Source organism: Neisseria sp. P0004.S004, assembly GCF_051963335.1.
GTDB lineage: Bacteria > Pseudomonadota > Gammaproteobacteria > Burkholderiales > Neisseriaceae > Neisseria.
Window position 1 is genome coordinate 38,205 of sequence record NZ_JBQCUK010000005.1, and the last position, 18,412, is coordinate 56,616.

Here is an 18,412-nt window from a genome sequence, read left to right on the forward strand (position 1 = left end):
TGAAAAAACCTGCCTTTTCAAAGGCAGGTTTTTGTTATTTAAATCCCATTAATATTTTTATGGTATTATCATAGAAATTTATCCCATTGTTGCTTAATAAACCCTGATTGCAGACAAGGATAAAAACCGATACACCCCAAGCAGCTATTTTCGATAAAATAAACCCAATTATTATCCCTATAAAATTACGACACCATGTATAAATCCCGCCTCCTTCCCCTGCCCGTATTGATTCTCTCCGCGCTGAACACCTATGCGGCCAATACACCGAATCCGCCTGATCAAATCGATAAAAACGTACCCAACCAATTCGACAAAGACTTCCGCGACAACCTCGACCAGATTCATTCGGTCGAAATCCAAAAACGCGAGCAGTCGGCATGGGATTTACAGAAAAAACAAGATAACGACGCAGTTGCACAAGAAGGGCCGTCTGAAAACAATACCGAATGCTTGGATTACACCGGTATCGAACTTTCCGGCATTACCCTTATCGATTCCAAAAAGATTGAAGCCAAACTCCCCAAATGCATCAATCAAAACAACATCAACCAACTGAACCGGGACATCGTTGCCGAGTATATCGCTCAAGGCTATCCGCACACGCAAATCAAATTTGAAACCACGCCCGAGCGTGTTTTGAAATTGGCCGTCATCGAAGGCAAAATCCGTGAGATTACCGGCGGCTCCCGTACAGTCAACGTCGACACCCTCTTCCCCAATCATCAAGGCAAACCGCTGAACATCCAATACCTCGACCAAGGTATCGAACAGGCAAACCATGTTGCCGGCAACAACGTCAGCATCGACGTTTATCCGCATGATGACGGCACCGCCTCCATCCAACTCAACAACGATGCCCAAAAACATTGGGGCGGCAGCATTACCATCGATAATAAAGGCAGCAAACCCAATACCACGACACTGCGCGGCAGCCTGAATATCGGCAGCCCGTTGGGATTGAGCGACTCCCTTTATCTAAACGGCTACACCAATCTAAACAACCACGACAGCCATTACAGTCGCGGCGGCAGCCTGTTCTACCAAGTTCCTTATGGCGCATGGACATTCAGCACTTACGCCGCCGCGTCGCAATCGCAAAGCATCCTAACACCCAGCGTTACGCGCTACGCCTACCGCTCCCAATCCAAAGCGGCAGGAATCAAAGCAGACCGCGTATTCTCACGCAGTCAAAAACACATTGCCTCCGCCTATGCCGGCATCGATTATGTGAAACAGACTGCAAAATTTGCCGACAGCAAACTGGAATTGCAAAGCCCGGAAATCTATTCGGCACAAGTCGGCCTGTCGCACACGGCCATCCTGCCAAACGGCATTTGGCTCAACAATATCGGTGTGGAACAAGGGTTTGCGAAAAATACCGAACATACGCCGTTTGACAAGCGCTATACCTCTGTATCCCTGCAAAGCAATTTGATTCAAAACCGCCCATTGGGCAAATGGATCGTGCGCAACCATCACCAAATCGATGCCCAATATAGCCCGCATGATTTGTTTGCCGCCAAAGAAATGGACATCGTCGGTTATCAAAATGTACGCGGTTTCCGTTCGACTTCTTTAAGCGCAAGCAGCGCAGTCCTGTTGAGCAATACCATTTATTTCCGCCGCAATACGCCCCACGGCATCTATATCGAACCTTATCTGGGCGCAGACATCGGCGTTGCCAAAAATCATCACGAAAGTTCGCAACGCGCCATGGGCTTAGTGGCAGGTTTGAATTTGGGCAAGGCGGACAAATGGCAGCTTTCTGCCGACTACGGCAAAGGTTTTGCGCGCATGCCCAACCAATCAAACAGCGAAACACAGGATCATGTAACCGTTTCTTTACGCATTCCATTTTAAAATTATGTAAATATATATCCTTTTATCCAATATATAAACCGCTCATCTTAACATTATTAATTTTCTATTAATATCAATAAGATGAGCGGCTTTTATTTGCATTTGAAATAGTGCACACAAGATCATACTGGTGGTATGATTGTAAAAATTTCCATACCAATGTTAATACATTCAAAAGTTTTCTCAACAGAAATCCGATACCCGATATGGGATTTCTGATTCACTCTCCATCACGATAAATAAGGATTAAAATCCATGAAAATCGACACTTTATATCAGCCTAAGCTCTCAGCTTCCGGCAAAGTGACTGTCGCCGTGTGCTTTGCATTCCTGGGAAATGCAGCGGTAGCCGCCAATATCGAAGCCATCGGCCAAACTTCGGTACAGCAGCAGAACAATGTCGACATCGTCAACATTGCCGCACCGACGGCCCAAGGTCTTTCTCACAACCAATACAACAAGTACAACGTTTCCCAACACGGCGCCGTTTTGAATAACGCCCTGTCCGCCGGTAAATCCCAACTGGCCGGAAACCTGTCTGCCAACAAAAACTTCCAAGGTCAGGCCGCATCTGTGATCTTGAACGAAGTAGTCAGCAAAAACCCTTCCCTGATTTTAGGTCAACAAGAGATCTTCGGTATTGCCGCAGACTATGTTTTGGCAAACCCTAACGGCATTACCCACAACGGCGGCAGCATCCTGAATGCCAACCGCGCATCCTTGGTTGTCGGTACGCCAACCGTTTCAGACGGCGCGTTGAAATCTTTCCATATCAGCGACAATGGCAAACAACTGCAAGTAAACGGCAATTTGAGCGGCAACCGCGTGGTTGACCTGCTCGCGCCACAAGTTGTGGTCGGCAAATCAGCCAACGTCAATGCCGCTGACGCCATCAACGTTTCTTCAGGCAAAAGCAACTTCGACTACAAAACCGCACAAATCGAAGCCTTGGACGCAGCTTCAAATGCGCCGGTTCTTGACGGCCATATCTTCGGCAGCATGCGCGCCGGTACCATCCGCATCCACGCGACTGACAAACGCGCCAAACAAAACATTCAAAACGCCGCCATTACCGGTACCCGCTACCTGAATATCGACAGCAAAGGCAACCTGAGCATCCAGTCCGCCAACCTGACCGGCGCGCAAATGGAATTGTTTGCCCGCGATACCGACATCAAAGGCACGGTTACCAGCCATTCCGCCAACAAATCTTCCAGCGGCAAAGAAGCGCAAAATGTTCAGCACTTCCGTTCAGACCGCAACAAAACGGAAACCTTTACCGCCAGCAACATCAATGCATCCGAGTCATTGACTTTGAACAACAGCGGCAGCCTCAACCTGAGCGCAGCCAACATCAATGCCGGCGCACTGACCGCCTCTGCCACAGGCAACATCAATTCTAACTCGGTAAAAACCACCAACCGTACAGAATCCGACCACACTCAAAGCAAAGGCCTTTGGTACAACAACAACCTGAGCTCCTCTACTGACGAAAGCCTGCATCAAACCAAAATCAATGCCGGCTCTGTCAATATTGCGACCACCGGCAAAGTCCAATTGGACGCAACCGAACTGAACTCGGCTGCTGATGCACGCATTGCCGCCCAACAAGGCATCGTATTGAGCAGCAACAGCGAAACCGACAGCAGCTCGACTTATGTCAGCTTCAAAAACGAAACTGCTGCCCTGAAAACCGGTATCGCTACAAAATCCTCCAAAAACTCTACCGCCCATGAAACCAAAATCTCCGCAGCCGGTGATATCGGTTTGATTTCCGAAGGCGATTTGAGCACTTACGGCGCAAGCATCGCGGCAAACGGCAATGTCGTTACCGATGTCAACAACATCAACTTGGGTACGCAAACCACCATCAATACCAGCAGCCTCGACGACCAGAAAAAATACTGGGGCGGCCTGTTCGGCGGTGAAAGCCAAGTTCAAAACAACCGTACCGAAAACCTGCACGGCAGCAGCATTACTGCCAACTCAAACGTAGTCTTGGGTGCAAAAAACGGCGTCAACGTTTACGGCAGTACCGTCGAAGGCCAAGCCGGTACATTCGTCAGCTCCAAAGCAGGCAATGTCGATATTAAAAACGCCACCAGCACCGACACTTCCGCACAAAGCGCGCGTAAAGGTACGATTTTCAATATCACGACCTCTAAAACCAGCAGCAACAGCAGCATTGAAAAAGTAACCGGTTCCACCCTGGTTTCCAATGCCGACCTGACCGTTGTTTCCAACAAAGACATCAATGTGATCGGCTCTGCATTGTTTGCGGCACAAAAACTGCAACTGGCTTCCGCAGGCGATTTGACCATCGATGCTGCCAAAGCGGTAGAAAACAAACAGGTCAACGAGTATTCCATCAAAGGCTACTCGGGTACCGAAACCAATAAAGAAAACGGCAGTGTGACTGCCAAAGCCGGTATCAAATTCACCGATACCCACACCGACACCCACTCTGTCGGCCTGAGCGGCAGCATTTTGACCGGTAAAAACACCCAGTTGTCTTCCAACTCAAACGTTACCGTCAGCGGCAGCCAAGTCAACGGCGAAGAATCCGTCAACATTTCCGCAGCTAATGACGTCAATGTTGTTGCCTCCAAAGGCAGCAGCACTGTAACCGAATCCGGCCGCGTAACCGATTTGGGCGTATCTGCCACCGCATACGGAAAAAATAACGCCGCAGGCGTCGGCGTATCTGTCGGCATTACCAGCACCAAAACGGATGCAACAACCGTAACGGACACATCCCATGTATCCAACATCAATACCGGCGGCAACACCACCATCACTGCCAACGGCAATATTAATCAAGAAGGTACCGTGATTAATGCGACCGGCAATGTGATTGAGTCTGCCAAAAACGTTACCCATGCGGCGGCACACAGCGGCGCGAAATCCGATGTGAAACAAAACGGCGGCGGTTTGGTCGTTTCTGCCGGCATCAGCACCAACAAAGGCATCGGCGGTGAAATCACTGCGCAAGGTCAAGGCAACTCTTCGACCCACAATGAATCCACTGCAACCGTCACCACCATCAACGCAGGCAATGCCATCGTTTTGGCAAATGACAAAGTGTCTGATGAAGGTACAAAATACGATGTAACCGGTGCGATCAACATTGACGCAGGTTCATACCACAATACTGCCGCTCACAACACCAGCAACAGCAGCAGCAAACAAGGCGGCGCTTCTTTGACTGTCGGCGCATACACTAAAGACGGTTCAAACGTTGATGTGAATGCCAACCTGAACGTCAACTACGCTGATGAAAACAAAAAAGAATCTACCGCCGTCAAAGGCGATATGAATGCGACCAATGTTGTCATCAACGCCAAAGACTCTGCTGAAATCGCATCCAACATTACTGCCAACAACAACGTCAACATTACCGCAGGCAACGGTGTAACCTTCACCGAGTCAGCCAATACTGCCTCCAACCAAGGTACAGCCGTTAATGTCGGTATCGGCGCTGGTGCGACAATCAATGTTGAAACCGGTGTGGCCGTTCCTCATGTCAACGGCTCTGTCGGCGTCAACAAAACCGATAACGCTTCTTCTACCGCCGCAGGCGCAAATGTAGCGGCCGGCAACGATATTAAAATCAATGCCAACAACGGCGACGTCAACCTGCACGGTACCAACTTGGTATCCAACAACTCCGTTGAATTAGAAGGCAACAAAGTCAATACTTCCGGCGCGATCAGCAGCGTTAACGAAAAAAATCTGACCGTCAATGTCAACGGCAGCTACGCTTCAGGCAAACCAAACGGCGGCATCAACGCCAAAGGTAAAAACGACGCCAACGTGACCAATACGGCAAACGTCATCCAAAGCGACAATGTCGTTATTACTACCGGCTCTCCAACCGGTTTGAGCGTCAACAATACGGCCATCAACGGTAATAATGTTGTGCACTACTATGACAACACTAAAGCTTCTGCGGCGAACCGTTATACCTATCGTCCCCGCCAACCAAGCTACGCCAAACGCCGTTTGCGTTACTAAGATGCGCTATTGAAGTCATTTGAATAGCCATTAAGACATGCCGTCTGAAAACAGTAAGTTTTCAGACGGCATTTTTATCATCGATGCAAAACCACACACTATCTCTGTTATGATAATGCCTCGCTAATACTATTCCGTTCCAACCATGTCTTCCGCCCTTCCTTTTGACGCGCTCACCCTTTCCATCGACGGCACCAACCTCATCGAAGCCTCCGCCGGTACGGGTAAAACCTACGGCATTGCCGCGCTCTTTACCCGACTGATTGTTTTAGAAAAAAAAGACATCGAGAAAATTCTGGTCGTTACCTTTACCAAAGCGGCGACGGCAGAACTGAAAACCCGTTTGCGCGCACGTTTGGACGAAGTGTTGCAGGTTTTGAACGAAATCCAAACCATGGGCGGCAAGCCGGAACATATTTCAGACGGCCTGAATAAATATTACGAAAAAGAGAAAAAATCCCCCGATGACTTTCTCAATCGCTTGATTCCTTTGGCTTTAGGTGAGCAAGACGAACAGGAAAGCTGCCATCGCCTGATTCTCCGCCTCAAAGCCGCGCTGAGCCAGTTTGACAACGCATCGATTTACACCATCCACGGCTTCTGTCAGCGCGTCTTGCGCGATTACGCGTTTTTGTGCGGCGCACCTTTGGATGTCGAGCTGTCGGACGACTCACGCGAGAGGCTGCTGATTCCAGCGCAGGACTTTTGGCGGCAGAAAGTGGCGACCGATACCACATTGGCACAATTGGTTTTTGACCGAAAATGCACGCCCGAAGAAATGCTTGCCGAAATCAAAAGCTATACCGGCCGCCCCTATCTGAAATTCAGACGGCCTGAAGGCGATTTGCAAGAAGCTCAAGCCAAGCTTCAAGAAACATGGCAAAAAATTTGCGTCCACTTGGAAGACTTGGAAAAAGCGTTTTGGGCAATTTTTTCCAAACTGAACGGCCAAACCTACAAACGAAAAACCTTTGAAAATGTTTTTACCGATTTAAAAACAAACGCCGAATCCAACCGTCTGCCCCGCCTGAGCAAACAAACGCTGGAAAAATTAAGCCTCTTCAGTATCGATACGCTCAACAGCAAACTGAAAAAAGAATATAAAGCTGATGCCGATGCGCCGGAAATTATTCAGCTGCAAGTCTTAGCCAATCTCGGTCGTGATTTGCAGGCAATGGAAAGCGCGGAAGAAGCAGTCTTCATCTGCCTGCAACTCGACCTCCTTTCCCACATCAATCAGTCCATTGCCGAACAAAAAAAATCACGCCGCGAGCGCGTGTTTGACGATTTGCTGCTGGACGTCCATCAGGCATTGACCACCAATGAACACAGCAACGCGTTGGCAAAAGCTGCGGCGGCAAACTGGGAAATCGCGCTGATTGACGAATTCCAAGATACCGACCCGCTGCAATACGAAATTTTCCGCCAAATTTTTATCGAACAAGGCTGCCCGCTGTTTCTTGTTGGCGACCCCAAACAGGCAATTTACAGCTTTCGCGGTGCGGACATTTACGCCTATCTGCAAGCCGCGCAAGATGCGGACAGGCATTACACCCTTGCCGTCAACTACCGCAGCCATGCCAAGCTGATTAACGGCATCAGCGCCTTGTTCAAACAAAAAAAACACCCCTTTGTATTGGAAAACATCGATTACAGCGATGTCTCCGCCAGCCGCGCCGAAAGCTGGCTGTCGCCACACCGCCCTGCCATCCAAGTGCGCTGGCTCAATACGGACGACCAAACTGGTAAAGATATTTTGCGTGGCCGTGCCGCCGAATATTGCGCCGATGAAATTGCCTTTGCGCTCAATGAAGCAGCCGAAGGCCGTCTGAACTTCAAAGGCCGCGCGTTAGAATCCGGCGATATTGCCGTCTTGGTGCGCACCAACAACGAAGCGGCGATGATTGCCGGAAAACTGAAACAGCGCCGTATCCAAAGCGTGTTGCTGTCGCGCCAGTCCGTTTTCGATTCCGCCGAGGCCGACTCGCTGTCTGCGCTGATCGGCTTTTGGCTCAACCCAAGGCAAACCGACTGGCTGCGCTTTGTCTTGACCGGCGTTTTGTTTGGCTATACTGCCAAAGAGATTTACGAACTCAACCACAACGAGCACCAACTGCTGAAATGGCTGGAGTCATCCGCCCAAGCCATGGAAAAATGGCGGAAAGGCGGCATTTTTGCCGCCGTGCAGCAGTTTTCCGCCCTACATGACATAGAAACCCGCCTGCTCAAAGGCGGCAACGAACGCAGCCTGACCAACTACTACCAAATTCTGGAGCTTTTGGCCGAAGAAGACAGCCAAAGCCGCAACCCTGCCGCCCTGCATAAATGGTTAAACGAACAAATCAGCCGTGCGCGCAGCGGCCATTTCCCGTCAGACGCACAAACTATCCGTCTTGAAAGCGACGAAAAATTGGTCAAAATCGTTACCATGCACGCGTCGAAAGGTTTGCAATATCCTTTGGTTTACTGCCCCTTTGCGTGGGATACCAAAGACAATTCCAAAGAAAACTGGAAAATCCTGCATACTGACAACCACGAAACCGAGCTGCTGGCAAAATCGCAAACCTCGGAAGCAGAACTAAGCCACCTTGCCGACGAAAAGACGGCAGAAGATTTGCGCCTGCTCTATGTCGCCCTTACCCGCGCTGAAGAACAGCTCAACATCTACGCCGCCGCCAACAAAAACTGTACGCCAAACAATCCTTTTGCCTATCTGCTCGAAGGTTTGCCGGATACCGGTCGCGAAAGCGTCAGCCAAAGCTATAAAAGCGCGACAGACGTTGTGGAAATGCTCAAAACCAACTGGCAACGCTTTATCACAAACACGCCTGAAAATACGGAGTTTGCCTTCACGGAAGAAGCCCCACCGGAAACCGTCTACCAATACAGCCGCCAGCAAGACCAAGCTTTTAGCGCACATAGCATTAAACGCCGCAATTTTGAATTTATCCGCCACACCAGCTTTACCGGTTTGAGCCGGCACACCAAGTCAAGCGACGAGCAACACGAGCCTTTGCAACCTGCCATCGACCCGGCAGAAAGCGCAGACCGTGCCATGCCGTCTGAAAACCTGCCGTCCCCGCTTTCAGACGGCCTCGATATCCACCATTTCCCCCGCGGCACCAATGCCGGCGTATGTTTGCATGAAATGCTGGAAAAACTCGACTTCGCCGCCTCTGCCGAGAGCCAATCCGAAATGATTGCCGAAGTTTTGCAACGCCACAGCTTTGAAGACAAATGGCTGCCGACGGTGAGCGCCATGCTCGACACCTGCCGCCTGACGCCTTTAATCAACAAAAGCCTGTCGCAGATTCCGCCGACCCGACGCCTGCCCGAAATGGGGTTCACCCTGTACATGGACGATTTCAAACTGGACGACTTGCGCCGTTGGTTTGCCTCAAGCGAAGCAAACCCGCCGCCCGAATGCGTCCAAGCCGCGCAACTGCTTGATTTCCATGATTTACAAGGTTATTTGAACGGCTTCATCGATATGGTTTGTCAAGATTCTGACGGCAATGTCGTTTTAATCGACTACAAATCCAACCATTTGGGCAATGATGCAAGCGCGTACACGCAACAGGCGATGAACGAAGCCGTGGCGCATCATCACTACTACCTGCAAGCCCTAATCTACGCCGTTGCCATCGCGCGCTACTATGCCCTGCGCGGCAAGCCGTTGCCCAAAATCGCCATCCGCTACCTCTTCCTGCGCGGCATGGACGGCTCGGATCAAGGCATCTGGAAATGGGACATCGATACCGCCCTGCTTTCCACTTTTGTTGAACGAAAAACAAATTCTTGATAAATCATTTTGTTAAACCGTTAAAAAGGCCGTCTGAAACGTTTTCAGACGGCCTTTGATTATTTGTGCAAACCGCATTCCTTACTGTCTTTGCTTTCCCACCACCATCGCCCGGCGCGGATATTCTCGCCCAGCTTGACCGGACGCGTGCAGGGTTCACACCCAATACTGGGATAGCCTTGATGATACAGCACATTGAGCGGAACTTGGTGCTCGTGCGCATATGCCCAAACGTCCTGCTCTTCCCAATCGAAAATAGGATTGAATTTGGCGATGTTGCGGCCCGTATCCAGCTCTTCAAAATTCAATTCGCTACGCGTTTCTGACTGGCTGCGGCGCTGTCCGGTTAGCCATGCGGGGGCGTTGTGCAAAGCGCGGTTGAGCGGTTCGATTTTGCGGATATGGCAGCAACGGCGGCGCAACTCGACGCTGTCGTACATCGCGGTTGTACCAAACTCCGCTTCAAATTCGGCGGCGGTTTGTCGGTTGGGATAAAACACTTCCAATTCGGTTTGATAACGCGCATTGGTTTCGGCAATCAGCGCGGCGGTTTCGGGATTGAGTTTACCCGTATTAAGCGTGATGATGCGGATGGGCAGTTTCAGACGGCACGCGGCATCGGTAATGACCATATCTTCAACCGCAAGGCTGGATGCGAACACGGCTTGCGGATAGCGTGCGGCAATGTCTTGCAAACGACGCTCCAAAGCGGCCGCCAACTCAGGCAGGTGGCGGCGTTCGTCATCGCTGATTTCGGGGATTTTCCAGAATTGGGGACGGAATAAAGACATGGCTGGTTGTTCCTAATAATTTTCAGACGGCCTGTTGAAACGGCTGTCGATATGGTTATGGAACGATATTGTCCTGCGCCCTATCTTCAAACGGAAAGAATGCTTTTCTATTTCTTTATAACCAAAGCGTCTGCTGCTGGTTTTTCGGCAGCAAATGACTCACGCCGATACCGATCAGGCGGAAGGCATCTTCGCGTTGCGGCGGTATGCGTTGCAGCAAAGTATGCGCCGCCTGAAGCAGAGAAGCGCTGTCGGGAAGGACGGAAGAATACGTCAGCGAACGCGTGATAATGCGGAAATCGTGGGTTTTGAGTTTGAGGGTAACGCCTTTGGCTTCGACGTTTTTGCGTTCGATTTGCCGCCAGAGGTCTTCGGCAAGGTGCGGCAAATGGCTTGAAGCTTGCTCCAGAGACAAATCTTCGGGCAAGGTGATTTCGGTTGAGATTTGCAGGCGTTCGCGTTCGGCTTTGACCGGCCGCTCGTCGATACCGCGTGCCAAATCGTAAAGGCGGTAGCCGTAGCGGCCGAAATGGTTTAAAAGTTCGCCGCGCTCAAAACGGCGCAAATCGCCGGCGGTTTGCATACCGAGGGCATTCATTTTTTTCAGCGTAACTTTGCCGACACCGGGAATCTTACCCAACGGCAAGCTCTCCAAAAACGCCATGATTTTGGGCGGCGGCAATACAAACTGTCCGTTTGGCTTGCGCCAGTCGGACGCGATTTTGGCCAAAAACTTATTGGGCGCGATGCCTGCGGAAGCAGTCAAACCGGTTTCTTCAAAAATTTCGGCGCGAATGCGTTTGGCCACCTCGCTGGCGTACGGGATATTTTTAAAATTTCGGGTAACATCCAAATAGGCTTCATCCAAAGACAAAGGCTCGATCAAATCGGTATAACGCCGAAACACGGCATGAATCTGCGCCGACACTTGGCGGTACAAATCGAAATGCGGCGGCACAAACACCGCCTGCGGACACAGCCTTTTTGCCGTCGCCACCGACATGGCCGAGTGCAAACCGAATTTGCGCGCTTCATAAGACGCGGCACAAATGACCGAGCGAGTGCCGTCCCACGCCACAACAACGGGCAGCCCTTTCAGGTGTGGCTGCTCGCGCAGTTCTACCGAAGCGTAGAATGCGTCCATATCGATATGGATGATTTTGCGTTGAGACATGGGAAAAGATGGATAAGAAAAAGGCTTATTGTAACAAAAGGCCGTCTGAAGTTTCAGACGGCCTCTATGTTTAAGCCTTATTTTTTACTGGAAAGCTGGTCAAACAATCCGCCGTCGGCAAAGAATTTTTTCATGATTTCTTCCCATGAGCCAAATTTCTCATTCGGATTAAACGTCTCAATCTCAGGGAAATCGGCTTTGTGTTTCGCCAATACTTCGGCATTGCGCGGACGCAGGTAAAGATTAGCGGCCAACTCTTGGGCCGGTTCGCTCCAGAGGTTTTGCAGATAGGCTTCGGCAGCGGCGCGTGTGCCTTTTTTGTCGACTACGCTGTCCACGACGGCAACCGGCGCTTCGGAAAGAATGGTGTAGCTTGGATAGACGATTTCAAACTGGTCTTGGGTCAGCTTTTTGCTGACGTAGTTGGCCTCATTTTCAAAGGTAACCAAAACATCACCGATATGGCGTTGGCTGAAGGTCGTCGTTGCCGCGCGGCCGCCGTTTTCAAACACAGGCGTGTTTTTCAGCAATGCGGCCACAAAATCTTTGGTTTTGCCTTCATCGCCGTTATTCACTTTCAAACCATAACCGTACGCACCCAAAAAGGCGTAGCGGCCGTTGCCGGTGGTTTTCGGGTTGGCCAAAACGATTTGCACGCCGTCTTTGGCCAAATCGCCCCAGTCTTGGATGTGTTTCGGATTACCTTTGCGTACCAAGAAAACAACGTTGCTGGTATAAGGCACGGCATTATCCGGCAGGCGCGTGTTCCAATCTGCTTTGACCAAACCTTTTTTCACCAAAAGCTCGATATCGGAAGTCTGGTTCATGGTCACCACATCGGCAGCCAAACCGTTGGCGACAGCCAAAGCCTGCTTGCTGGAGCCGCCGTGCGACTGTTGGATTTCAACCGTTGCGCCGCCGTTTTTAGCAGCATATTCTTTGACAAACAAAGGATTGTATTCTTTATAAAAATCTCGTGCGACATCATAAGAGACGTTCAACAGCTTCACATTACCGCCCTTGCCTGCGGAAGCGGCATTGTCGGCAGACTGTTCGTTTTTGGGAGAGCAGGCACTCAACGCCAGCGCGGCGGTCAATGCGGCAAAAGAAAGGGTACGGATATTCATGGTCGGCTCCTATTAAAAGTATGGCGATACTTTATCGGGTTCGGAGGCAAACGGGAAATAATGTTTGCTTTTGGGTTTATCAGTTTTGGTTATATAAACCAAGGCCGTCTGAAATCAAAAAATAATTATTTATAACTATAAAATCTAAACCATATTATTTACAAAGTAAATAAAAAAGAGTACCGTTCGTATTCGCCGAATCATTAGGCGTTTTGTTCAATAATAGAAAGATGGAGTGTAGAAACGATGAAACAGTGGATGCTTTTAGGATTGCTGGGATTGGGCGCAGCGGCACAGGCGCACGATGTTTGGGTGGCCGCTCCGGCACATCAGCCTGCCGGCAAAATCCTGCATGCGGATTTGGGTTACAGCCACGACTTCCCCAATGTCGAAAAAATCGCCGACGACCGCGTGCATATTTTCAAACCGCTGCAATTGACCGACAGCTCAAAGAAAACCGTTGATTTGGTGAATAAGGGCGAAAACTATCAATACGTTTCCAAAGCCGCCCTGCCCGCAGGCTCCTACTGGGTCAGCGCGACCTACCAACCGACTTTCTGGTCGAAAAACCAAGACGGCTGGAAACAGCAAACCTTGAAACAGCTGGCCGGTGCCACCTATTGCGAACAATCGCAAATGTTCGGCAAGAGTTTCGTCCACGTGGGCAACGGCGCAGTCGATGAAGCGGTATTGACCCGCCCTATCGGCCAAGAGCTGGAACTGGTTCCGCTGAAAAATCCGAACGCAGTCAAAGCCGGCGGCATTTTGCCGGTCAGAGTCCTGTACAAAGGCGAACCTTTGGTTAAAGCCACCGTTACCGCCAGCTCCGACACTTTGGCCGAAATGGACTTGGAATCAACCCATGACCACCGCGAGCCTCAAGGCTTCTCCGGCAAAACCGATAAAAACGGCGTGGTCAATGTGATTACGCTGATTGACGGTTTGTGGAAAATCAAAGTGGTGAACGAGACCGATTACGGCGATAAAAGCGTATGTCAGAAAGACAATACTTACGCAACGCTGATTGTGCCTGTCGGTACCAAACGCGCAGCCGCACGCCATGCCCACCATCATCAACATTAACAACCATTAAAAAAGGCCGTCTGAACTTTCAGACGGCCTTTTTTTATTCTAATTCATAACCCAAATTTCTAAAAAAACGGGATAATGTTTCCAACTCATCACCATTTAATTGGGCAAAACGGACACGGTTGCAGCCGGTCAAGACCACACTGCCCATCCAGTGCGCCCCAAAGACGTGTTCTAAAGGGACATTCCTCATTCGATTGATAAACGGTACTTCTGAAGAAAATTGTGTCGCAATATTCGGAGGCGCGAATTTCAGACCCAAGTCCTGCAATCTATAACGGTGTTGCGCCGTCAAAAACATATCCTCGTGGTGCAGCCGTATCAGCCATTCCATATCGGCAATTTTTTCGTCTTTCGGCGGCAAAGGCGGTCGGATTTCTACATTTAAGCCCAGTTGTCGCGGCATGGCTAAAAGCCGTCTGCTGCGCAGGCTGAAACCGCCGTTCTGCGGCTCGTCCAAATTCGGAGAAGTCTGAATCAGATGTTGTTTGGCCAAATATTGGTCTGTTCCCTTCAGGAAAAACTGCCCGTCTGCTTCGGTTTCCAACAAAATCGGCAAAGGTGCGCCGATATAGTCATATTCCCGATAGGCATCCTGCCAGTTTTGACCGTTCAGCACCCATCCGTCATTTTGAACAATCAAACAATAATCCGTATCAATGTAATACATCAGTTGGTACAAAACAAACAGATTGTATTCCAGATAACCGAATTTCCGGCAAAGCTGATGTCGGATATTTTCCGGCAAACCTTGAGGACAGCTCGGGCTGATCAGCAATCCACGGCTTCCAGGCAATTCGGCACAGCTGCGGATAATGGCATACATCGTGCCCTCGGTATAAGAATCTGCGCCGGTAATACCAACCACGGTAATATCAGTAAAACTCATTATATATTTCCCCTGTTTCAGACGGCCTTTAAGTTATTTACGACGCCTTGTTGCAGATATCTTTCAAACGATACAAGGCATCCAAGGCTTCGCGCGGCGTGAGGTTGTCGGGCTGAATTTGCGCCAACGCTTCAGTCAATTCATTGGTCTGCAAATTATCAACAGGCTCAACTTCTTGTTCTTTCCCTTCCTCATCCTCCCCATTTTCAGACGGCATGGCGCTGAAAATATCCAACTGCGGACGGTTGGCGGCAGCTTGGTTTTCCAAATCGTTTAAATGCTTTTGAGCCGATTTCAAAGCGCGGTTGGGCAGACCTGCGAGTTTGGCGACGGCGATACCGTAGCTTTTGCTGGCAGGACCTGGCTCGATGTGGTGGAGGAAGACGATGTCTTGTCCTTGCTCGAGCGCCGAAAGGTGCATATTGACTGCGGTTGCATGGGCTTCAGGCAGTTTGGTCAGCTCGAAATAGTGGGTGGCGAAGAGGCTGAAGGATTTGTTTTTTTGCAGCAAATGTTCGGCAATGGCTTGGGCAAGGGCGAGGCCGTCAAAAGTCGAAGTGCCGCGACCGACTTCGTCCATGAGGACGAGGGATTGGTCGGTGGCGTGGTGGAGTATGTAGGCGGTTTCGCTCATTTCGACCATAAAGGTGGAGCGGTTGGAGGCTAAATCGTCCGATGCGCCGATGCGGGTGAAGATTTGGTCGATGGGGCCGATTTGGGCTGAATCGGCAGGCACGAAGCTGCCGGTGTGCGCCATGAGGACGATGTGGGCGACTTGGCGCATGTAAGTGGATTTACCGCCCATGTTGGGGCCGGTCAGGAGCATGAGGCGGTGTTTGTGGTCGAGGCGGGTGTGGTTGGCGGTAAAGTGGCGCACTTGTTGCTCGACGACAGGATGGCGGCCGTTTTCGATATGGATGACGGGGTAGTCGGCGAACTCAGGACAAACGAAGCCGCGTTCGGCGGCAATGGCGGCAAACGTAGAAAGTACGTCGAGGGCAGCCGCGGCTTTGGCTGCTTTCTGAAGCTGCGGCAAGGCCGTCTGAACTTCTTTCAACAGGGCTTCAAACAGGTGTTTTTCCAATGCCAATGCTTGCTCTTGCGCTGTCAGAACTTTGTCTTCGAAGGTTTTTAGTTCGGGGGTGATGAAGCGTTCGGCGTTTTTCAGGGTCTGGCGGCGTTGATAGTCGGCGGGGGCTTGTTCGGCTTGAACTTTGGATAGCTCGATGTAGAAGCCGTGGACGCGGTTGAACTCGACTTTGAGGGTGGAGAGGCCGGTGCGTTCGCGTTCGCGCGCTTCGAGGTCGAGCAGGAATTCGTCGCCGTGGTTTTGGATGTGGCGCAACTCGTCGAGTTCTGCGCAATAGCCTTGGTTGATGACGCCGCCGTCTTTGAGCCAGACGGCAGGTTCGGGCATCACGGCAGCTTTGAGGGTTTCGGCGACGGGCAGGGTTTCGGGGAAAACGGCTTTGAGGGTTTCTAAGAGACTGCTGCCCTCGGCGGACAATTCGATTTCGGACAGGGCAAACAGGCTGTCGCGCAGGGCGGCGAGGTCGCGCGGACGGGCGTTGCCGACGGCGATGCGAGCGGCGATGCGTTCGATGTCCGCAATATTTTTCAGACGGCCTTGCAAGGTTTCGTATTGCGAACCCAACGCGGCAACGGCTTCTTGGCGAGCGCGGATGTGGGCGCGGCTGCGCAGGGGGTGGTGCAGCCAGAGTGCCAAGAGGCGGCTGCCCATGTGGGTGGCGCAACCGTCAAGTATGGAAAACAGGGTCGGAGATTTCTTACCGGAGAGGGTTTGCGTGATTTCGAGATTGCGGCGCGTGGCGGCGTCCATGCCGATATATTGGCTGTCGGTTTCGAGCGAAATGCCGTCGAGATGTTGCGGCATCAGGTTTTGCGTCAGGCGGATGTAGTTCAACAGCGCGCCCGCCGCGCCGACGGCGGCTTCGTGTTCTTTGCCGTCCAAACCGAAGCCGTGCAGGTCTTGGCAGCCGAAATATTCGGTCAACAATTTCGCGCCCGCGTCGGCGGCAAACTGCCACGAGTTCAGGCGCGTGATGTTGGAGGAGGTTGCCTGAAAACCGTCAGGAAGGCTTTTGCCTTCGGGCAACAGGATTTCCGCCGCCTGCAAACGCGCCAGCTCGTCGGCAAGTTTGTCCGCCGTCGTCAGCTTGGTTTTGAATTCGCCGCTTTGCAAAGAAGCCCATGCGATGGCAACGTTTTTCTTGTCTGCGTTCACCGCTACAATGCGGTTGGTTTCCTTGTCTTCCAAAAACGCCGCGTCAGTCAGCGTGCCGGGCGTTACGATGCGCACGACTTTGCGCTCTACCGGCCCTTTACCCGCGCCAACTTCGCCCACCTGCTCGCACACCGCCACGCTTTTGCCCATCTTAACCAGTCGCGCAAGATACTGCTCCGCCGCATGAAACGGCACACCCGCCATCTTAATCGGCACGCCGTCCATCTGCCCGCGCGTGGTCAGGGTAATGTCCAACAGCTTTGCCGCCTCCACTGCGTCATCCAAAAACAACTCATAAAAATCGCCCATGCGGTAAAACACCAGCTTGTCGGCGTGTTGCGATTTGATGGCGAGATACTGCTGCATCATCGGGGAAACGGTGGGTTTGGACATGGAAAAACCTTAGAAACGCAAAAGCGTTATTGTAACAAAAGGCCGTCTGAAAAACAGGTTTCAGACGGCCTTTAATAGCAGCTTGGTTTTAAGCCAAAGCCACTTCCAAATTATCAATCAGGCGCGTGGTACCCAAACGGGCGGCGGCAAGCACCACCAATTCTTTATCGCCAACATGAGCCACTGCCAAGCTGTGTGCATGGCGGATTTCAACGTAATCAACCACCCAGCCGGCATCGGTCAAACGGCGGATACATTCGGCCTCAAGCTGGGCGTAATCCAGATTGCCGTTTTTCAGGGTGGCGGCAATGTTTTGCAACTCTTGATAGAGGCGTGGCGCTTCTGCGCGCTCTGCTTCGCTCAAATATTGGTTGCGGCTGGAAAGTGCCAGGCCGTCTGAAGCGCGGCCGGTATCGACCGGGACGATTTCGATATTGAAATTCAAGTCTTCGACAAAGCCTTTGATAATCGCCAGCTGCTGATAGTCTTTTTTGCCGAAACAGGCGGTATCGGGTTGAACGATGTTGAACAATTTGGTTACAACGGTCGCAACACCGCGGAAATGGCCCGGGCGGAATTTGCCGCACAATTCGTTTTGCAGGTGTGGAGGCTCAACATTAAAACGCTGTTCCACATTCGGATACAGCTCTTTTTCATCAGGCGCAAACACGACGGCAACGCCCTCGCCTGCCAATTTGTCGGCATCTTGCTGCAAAGTGCGCGGATATTTGTCGAAATCTTCGCCTTGTCCGAATTGCAGGCGGTTGACAAAAATACTGACCACAACGTTATCGGCACGTTTTTTCGCTTCGCGCACCAGCGCAAGATGGCCTTCGTGCAGATTGCCCATGGTCGGCACAAATGCCACTTTTCCGGCAGTTTTGCGCCACTCGCGCAATTCTTTAATCGTATGAATGATTTGCATGGTTTGAAAAATCCTTTATCTTTTCCGCCGTTTCATCAACGGAAATCACGCGCCGATTATACGCTTTTATTCATTAAAAAGGCCGTCTGAAATCTGTTTC

10 protein-coding genes are annotated in these 18,412 nt (G+C 51.1%); 4 read left to right on the forward strand and 6 right to left on the reverse strand.

Features of this window, described 5'->3' with window-relative positions; all coding sequences use genetic code 11:
• Nucleotides 1–195: 195 nt before the first annotated feature.
• The 3 genes from ACTHRY_RS05550 (at nucleotide 196) to recB (ending at nucleotide 9,679) form a co-directional block, all read left to right on the forward strand.
• A complete protein-coding gene (locus ACTHRY_RS05550) occupies nucleotides 196–1,863 on the forward strand; it encodes a ShlB/FhaC/HecB family hemolysin secretion/activation protein (RefSeq protein ID WP_070822310.1) in 1,668 nt (555 codons plus the stop codon).
• A gap of 255 nt (nucleotides 1,864–2,118) precedes the next feature.
• The gene (locus ACTHRY_RS05555; RefSeq protein WP_049322280.1) at nucleotides 2,119–5,877 is read left to right on the forward strand and encodes a hemagglutinin repeat-containing protein; all 3,759 of its coding nucleotides are present in this window, start codon (nucleotides 2,119–2,121) and stop codon (nucleotides 5,875–5,877) included.
• A gap of 145 nt (nucleotides 5,878–6,022) precedes the next feature.
• Nucleotides 6,023–9,679, forward strand: a complete 3,657-nt coding sequence (gene recB / locus ACTHRY_RS05560; protein WP_440374093.1) for an exodeoxyribonuclease V subunit beta — start codon at nucleotides 6,023–6,025, stop codon at nucleotides 9,677–9,679.
• Between the two features lie 59 nt (nucleotides 9,680–9,738).
• Here the strand turns inward: recB and ACTHRY_RS05565 are convergent, their stop codons facing one another.
• The 3 genes from ACTHRY_RS05565 to ACTHRY_RS05575 form a co-directional block, all read right to left on the reverse strand.
• Nucleotides 9,739–10,470 (reverse strand): phosphoadenylyl-sulfate reductase, encoded by a 732-nt coding sequence (locus ACTHRY_RS05565; RefSeq protein WP_049322278.1) that lies wholly within the window; start codon nucleotides 10,468–10,470, stop codon nucleotides 9,739–9,741.
• A gap of 115 nt (nucleotides 10,471–10,585) precedes the next feature.
• Nucleotides 10,586–11,644, reverse strand: a complete 1,059-nt coding sequence (dinB, locus tag ACTHRY_RS05570; protein WP_049322277.1) for a DNA polymerase IV — start codon at nucleotides 11,642–11,644, stop codon at nucleotides 10,586–10,588.
• A gap of 77 nt (nucleotides 11,645–11,721) precedes the next feature.
• Nucleotides 11,722–12,765 (reverse strand): sulfate ABC transporter substrate-binding protein, encoded by a 1,044-nt coding sequence (locus tag ACTHRY_RS05575; RefSeq protein ID WP_193388253.1) that lies wholly within the window; start codon nucleotides 12,763–12,765, stop codon nucleotides 11,722–11,724.
• Nucleotides 12,766–13,017: 252 nt separating this feature from the next.
• Between ACTHRY_RS05575 and ACTHRY_RS05580 the strand changes: the two genes are divergently transcribed.
• Nucleotides 13,018–13,854, forward strand: a complete 837-nt coding sequence (locus ACTHRY_RS05580) for a DUF4198 domain-containing protein (protein WP_049322275.1) — start codon at nucleotides 13,018–13,020, stop codon at nucleotides 13,852–13,854.
• Between the two features lie 43 nt (nucleotides 13,855–13,897).
• On the opposite strand, the gene ACTHRY_RS05585 is transcribed toward ACTHRY_RS05580, so the two are convergent.
• From ACTHRY_RS05585 to panC, 3 genes are all read right to left on the reverse strand, one after another.
• Nucleotides 13,898–14,749, reverse strand: a complete 852-nt coding sequence (locus ACTHRY_RS05585; RefSeq protein ID WP_049322274.1) for a DUF5672 family protein — start codon at nucleotides 14,747–14,749, stop codon at nucleotides 13,898–13,900.
• A gap of 37 nt (nucleotides 14,750–14,786) precedes the next feature.
• On the reverse strand, nucleotides 14,787–17,387 hold the full coding sequence (gene mutS / locus ACTHRY_RS05590) for a DNA mismatch repair protein MutS (RefSeq protein ID WP_049322273.1): 2,601 nt from the start codon (nucleotides 17,385–17,387) through the stop codon (nucleotides 14,787–14,789).
• 88 nt (nucleotides 17,388–17,475) lie between these two features.
• Entirely contained in the window at nucleotides 17,476–18,312 is an 837-nt protein-coding gene (gene panC / locus ACTHRY_RS05595; protein ID WP_049322272.1) for a pantoate--beta-alanine ligase, read from the reverse strand.
• Nucleotides 18,313–18,412 lie beyond the last annotated feature (100 nt).

Coding starts and splice junctions, on each gene's coding strand:
- ACTHRY_RS05550 (WP_070822310.1), top strand. CDS start 196: ATGTATAAATCCCGCCTCCTTCCCCTGCCCGTATTGATTCTCTCCGCG.
- ACTHRY_RS05555 (WP_049322280.1), top strand. CDS start 2,119: ATGAAAATCGACACTTTATATCAGCCTAAGCTCTCAGCTTCCGGCAAA.
- recB (WP_440374093.1), top strand. CDS start 6,023: ATGTCTTCCGCCCTTCCTTTTGACGCGCTCACCCTTTCCATCGACGGC.
- ACTHRY_RS05565 (WP_049322278.1), bottom strand. CDS start 10,470: ATGTCTTTATTCCGTCCCCAATTCTGGAAAATCCCCGAAATCAGCGAT.
- dinB (WP_049322277.1), bottom strand. CDS start 11,644: ATGTCTCAACGCAAAATCATCCATATCGATATGGACGCATTCTACGCT.
- ACTHRY_RS05580 (WP_049322275.1), top strand. CDS start 13,018: ATGAAACAGTGGATGCTTTTAGGATTGCTGGGATTGGGCGCAGCGGCA.
- ACTHRY_RS05585 (WP_049322274.1), bottom strand. CDS start 14,749: ATGAGTTTTACTGATATTACCGTGGTTGGTATTACCGGCGCAGATTCT.
- mutS (WP_049322273.1), bottom strand. CDS start 17,387: ATGTCCAAACCCACCGTTTCCCCGATGATGCAGCAGTATCTCGCCATC.
- panC (WP_049322272.1), bottom strand. CDS start 18,312: ATGCAAATCATTCATACGATTAAAGAATTGCGCGAGTGGCGCAAAACT.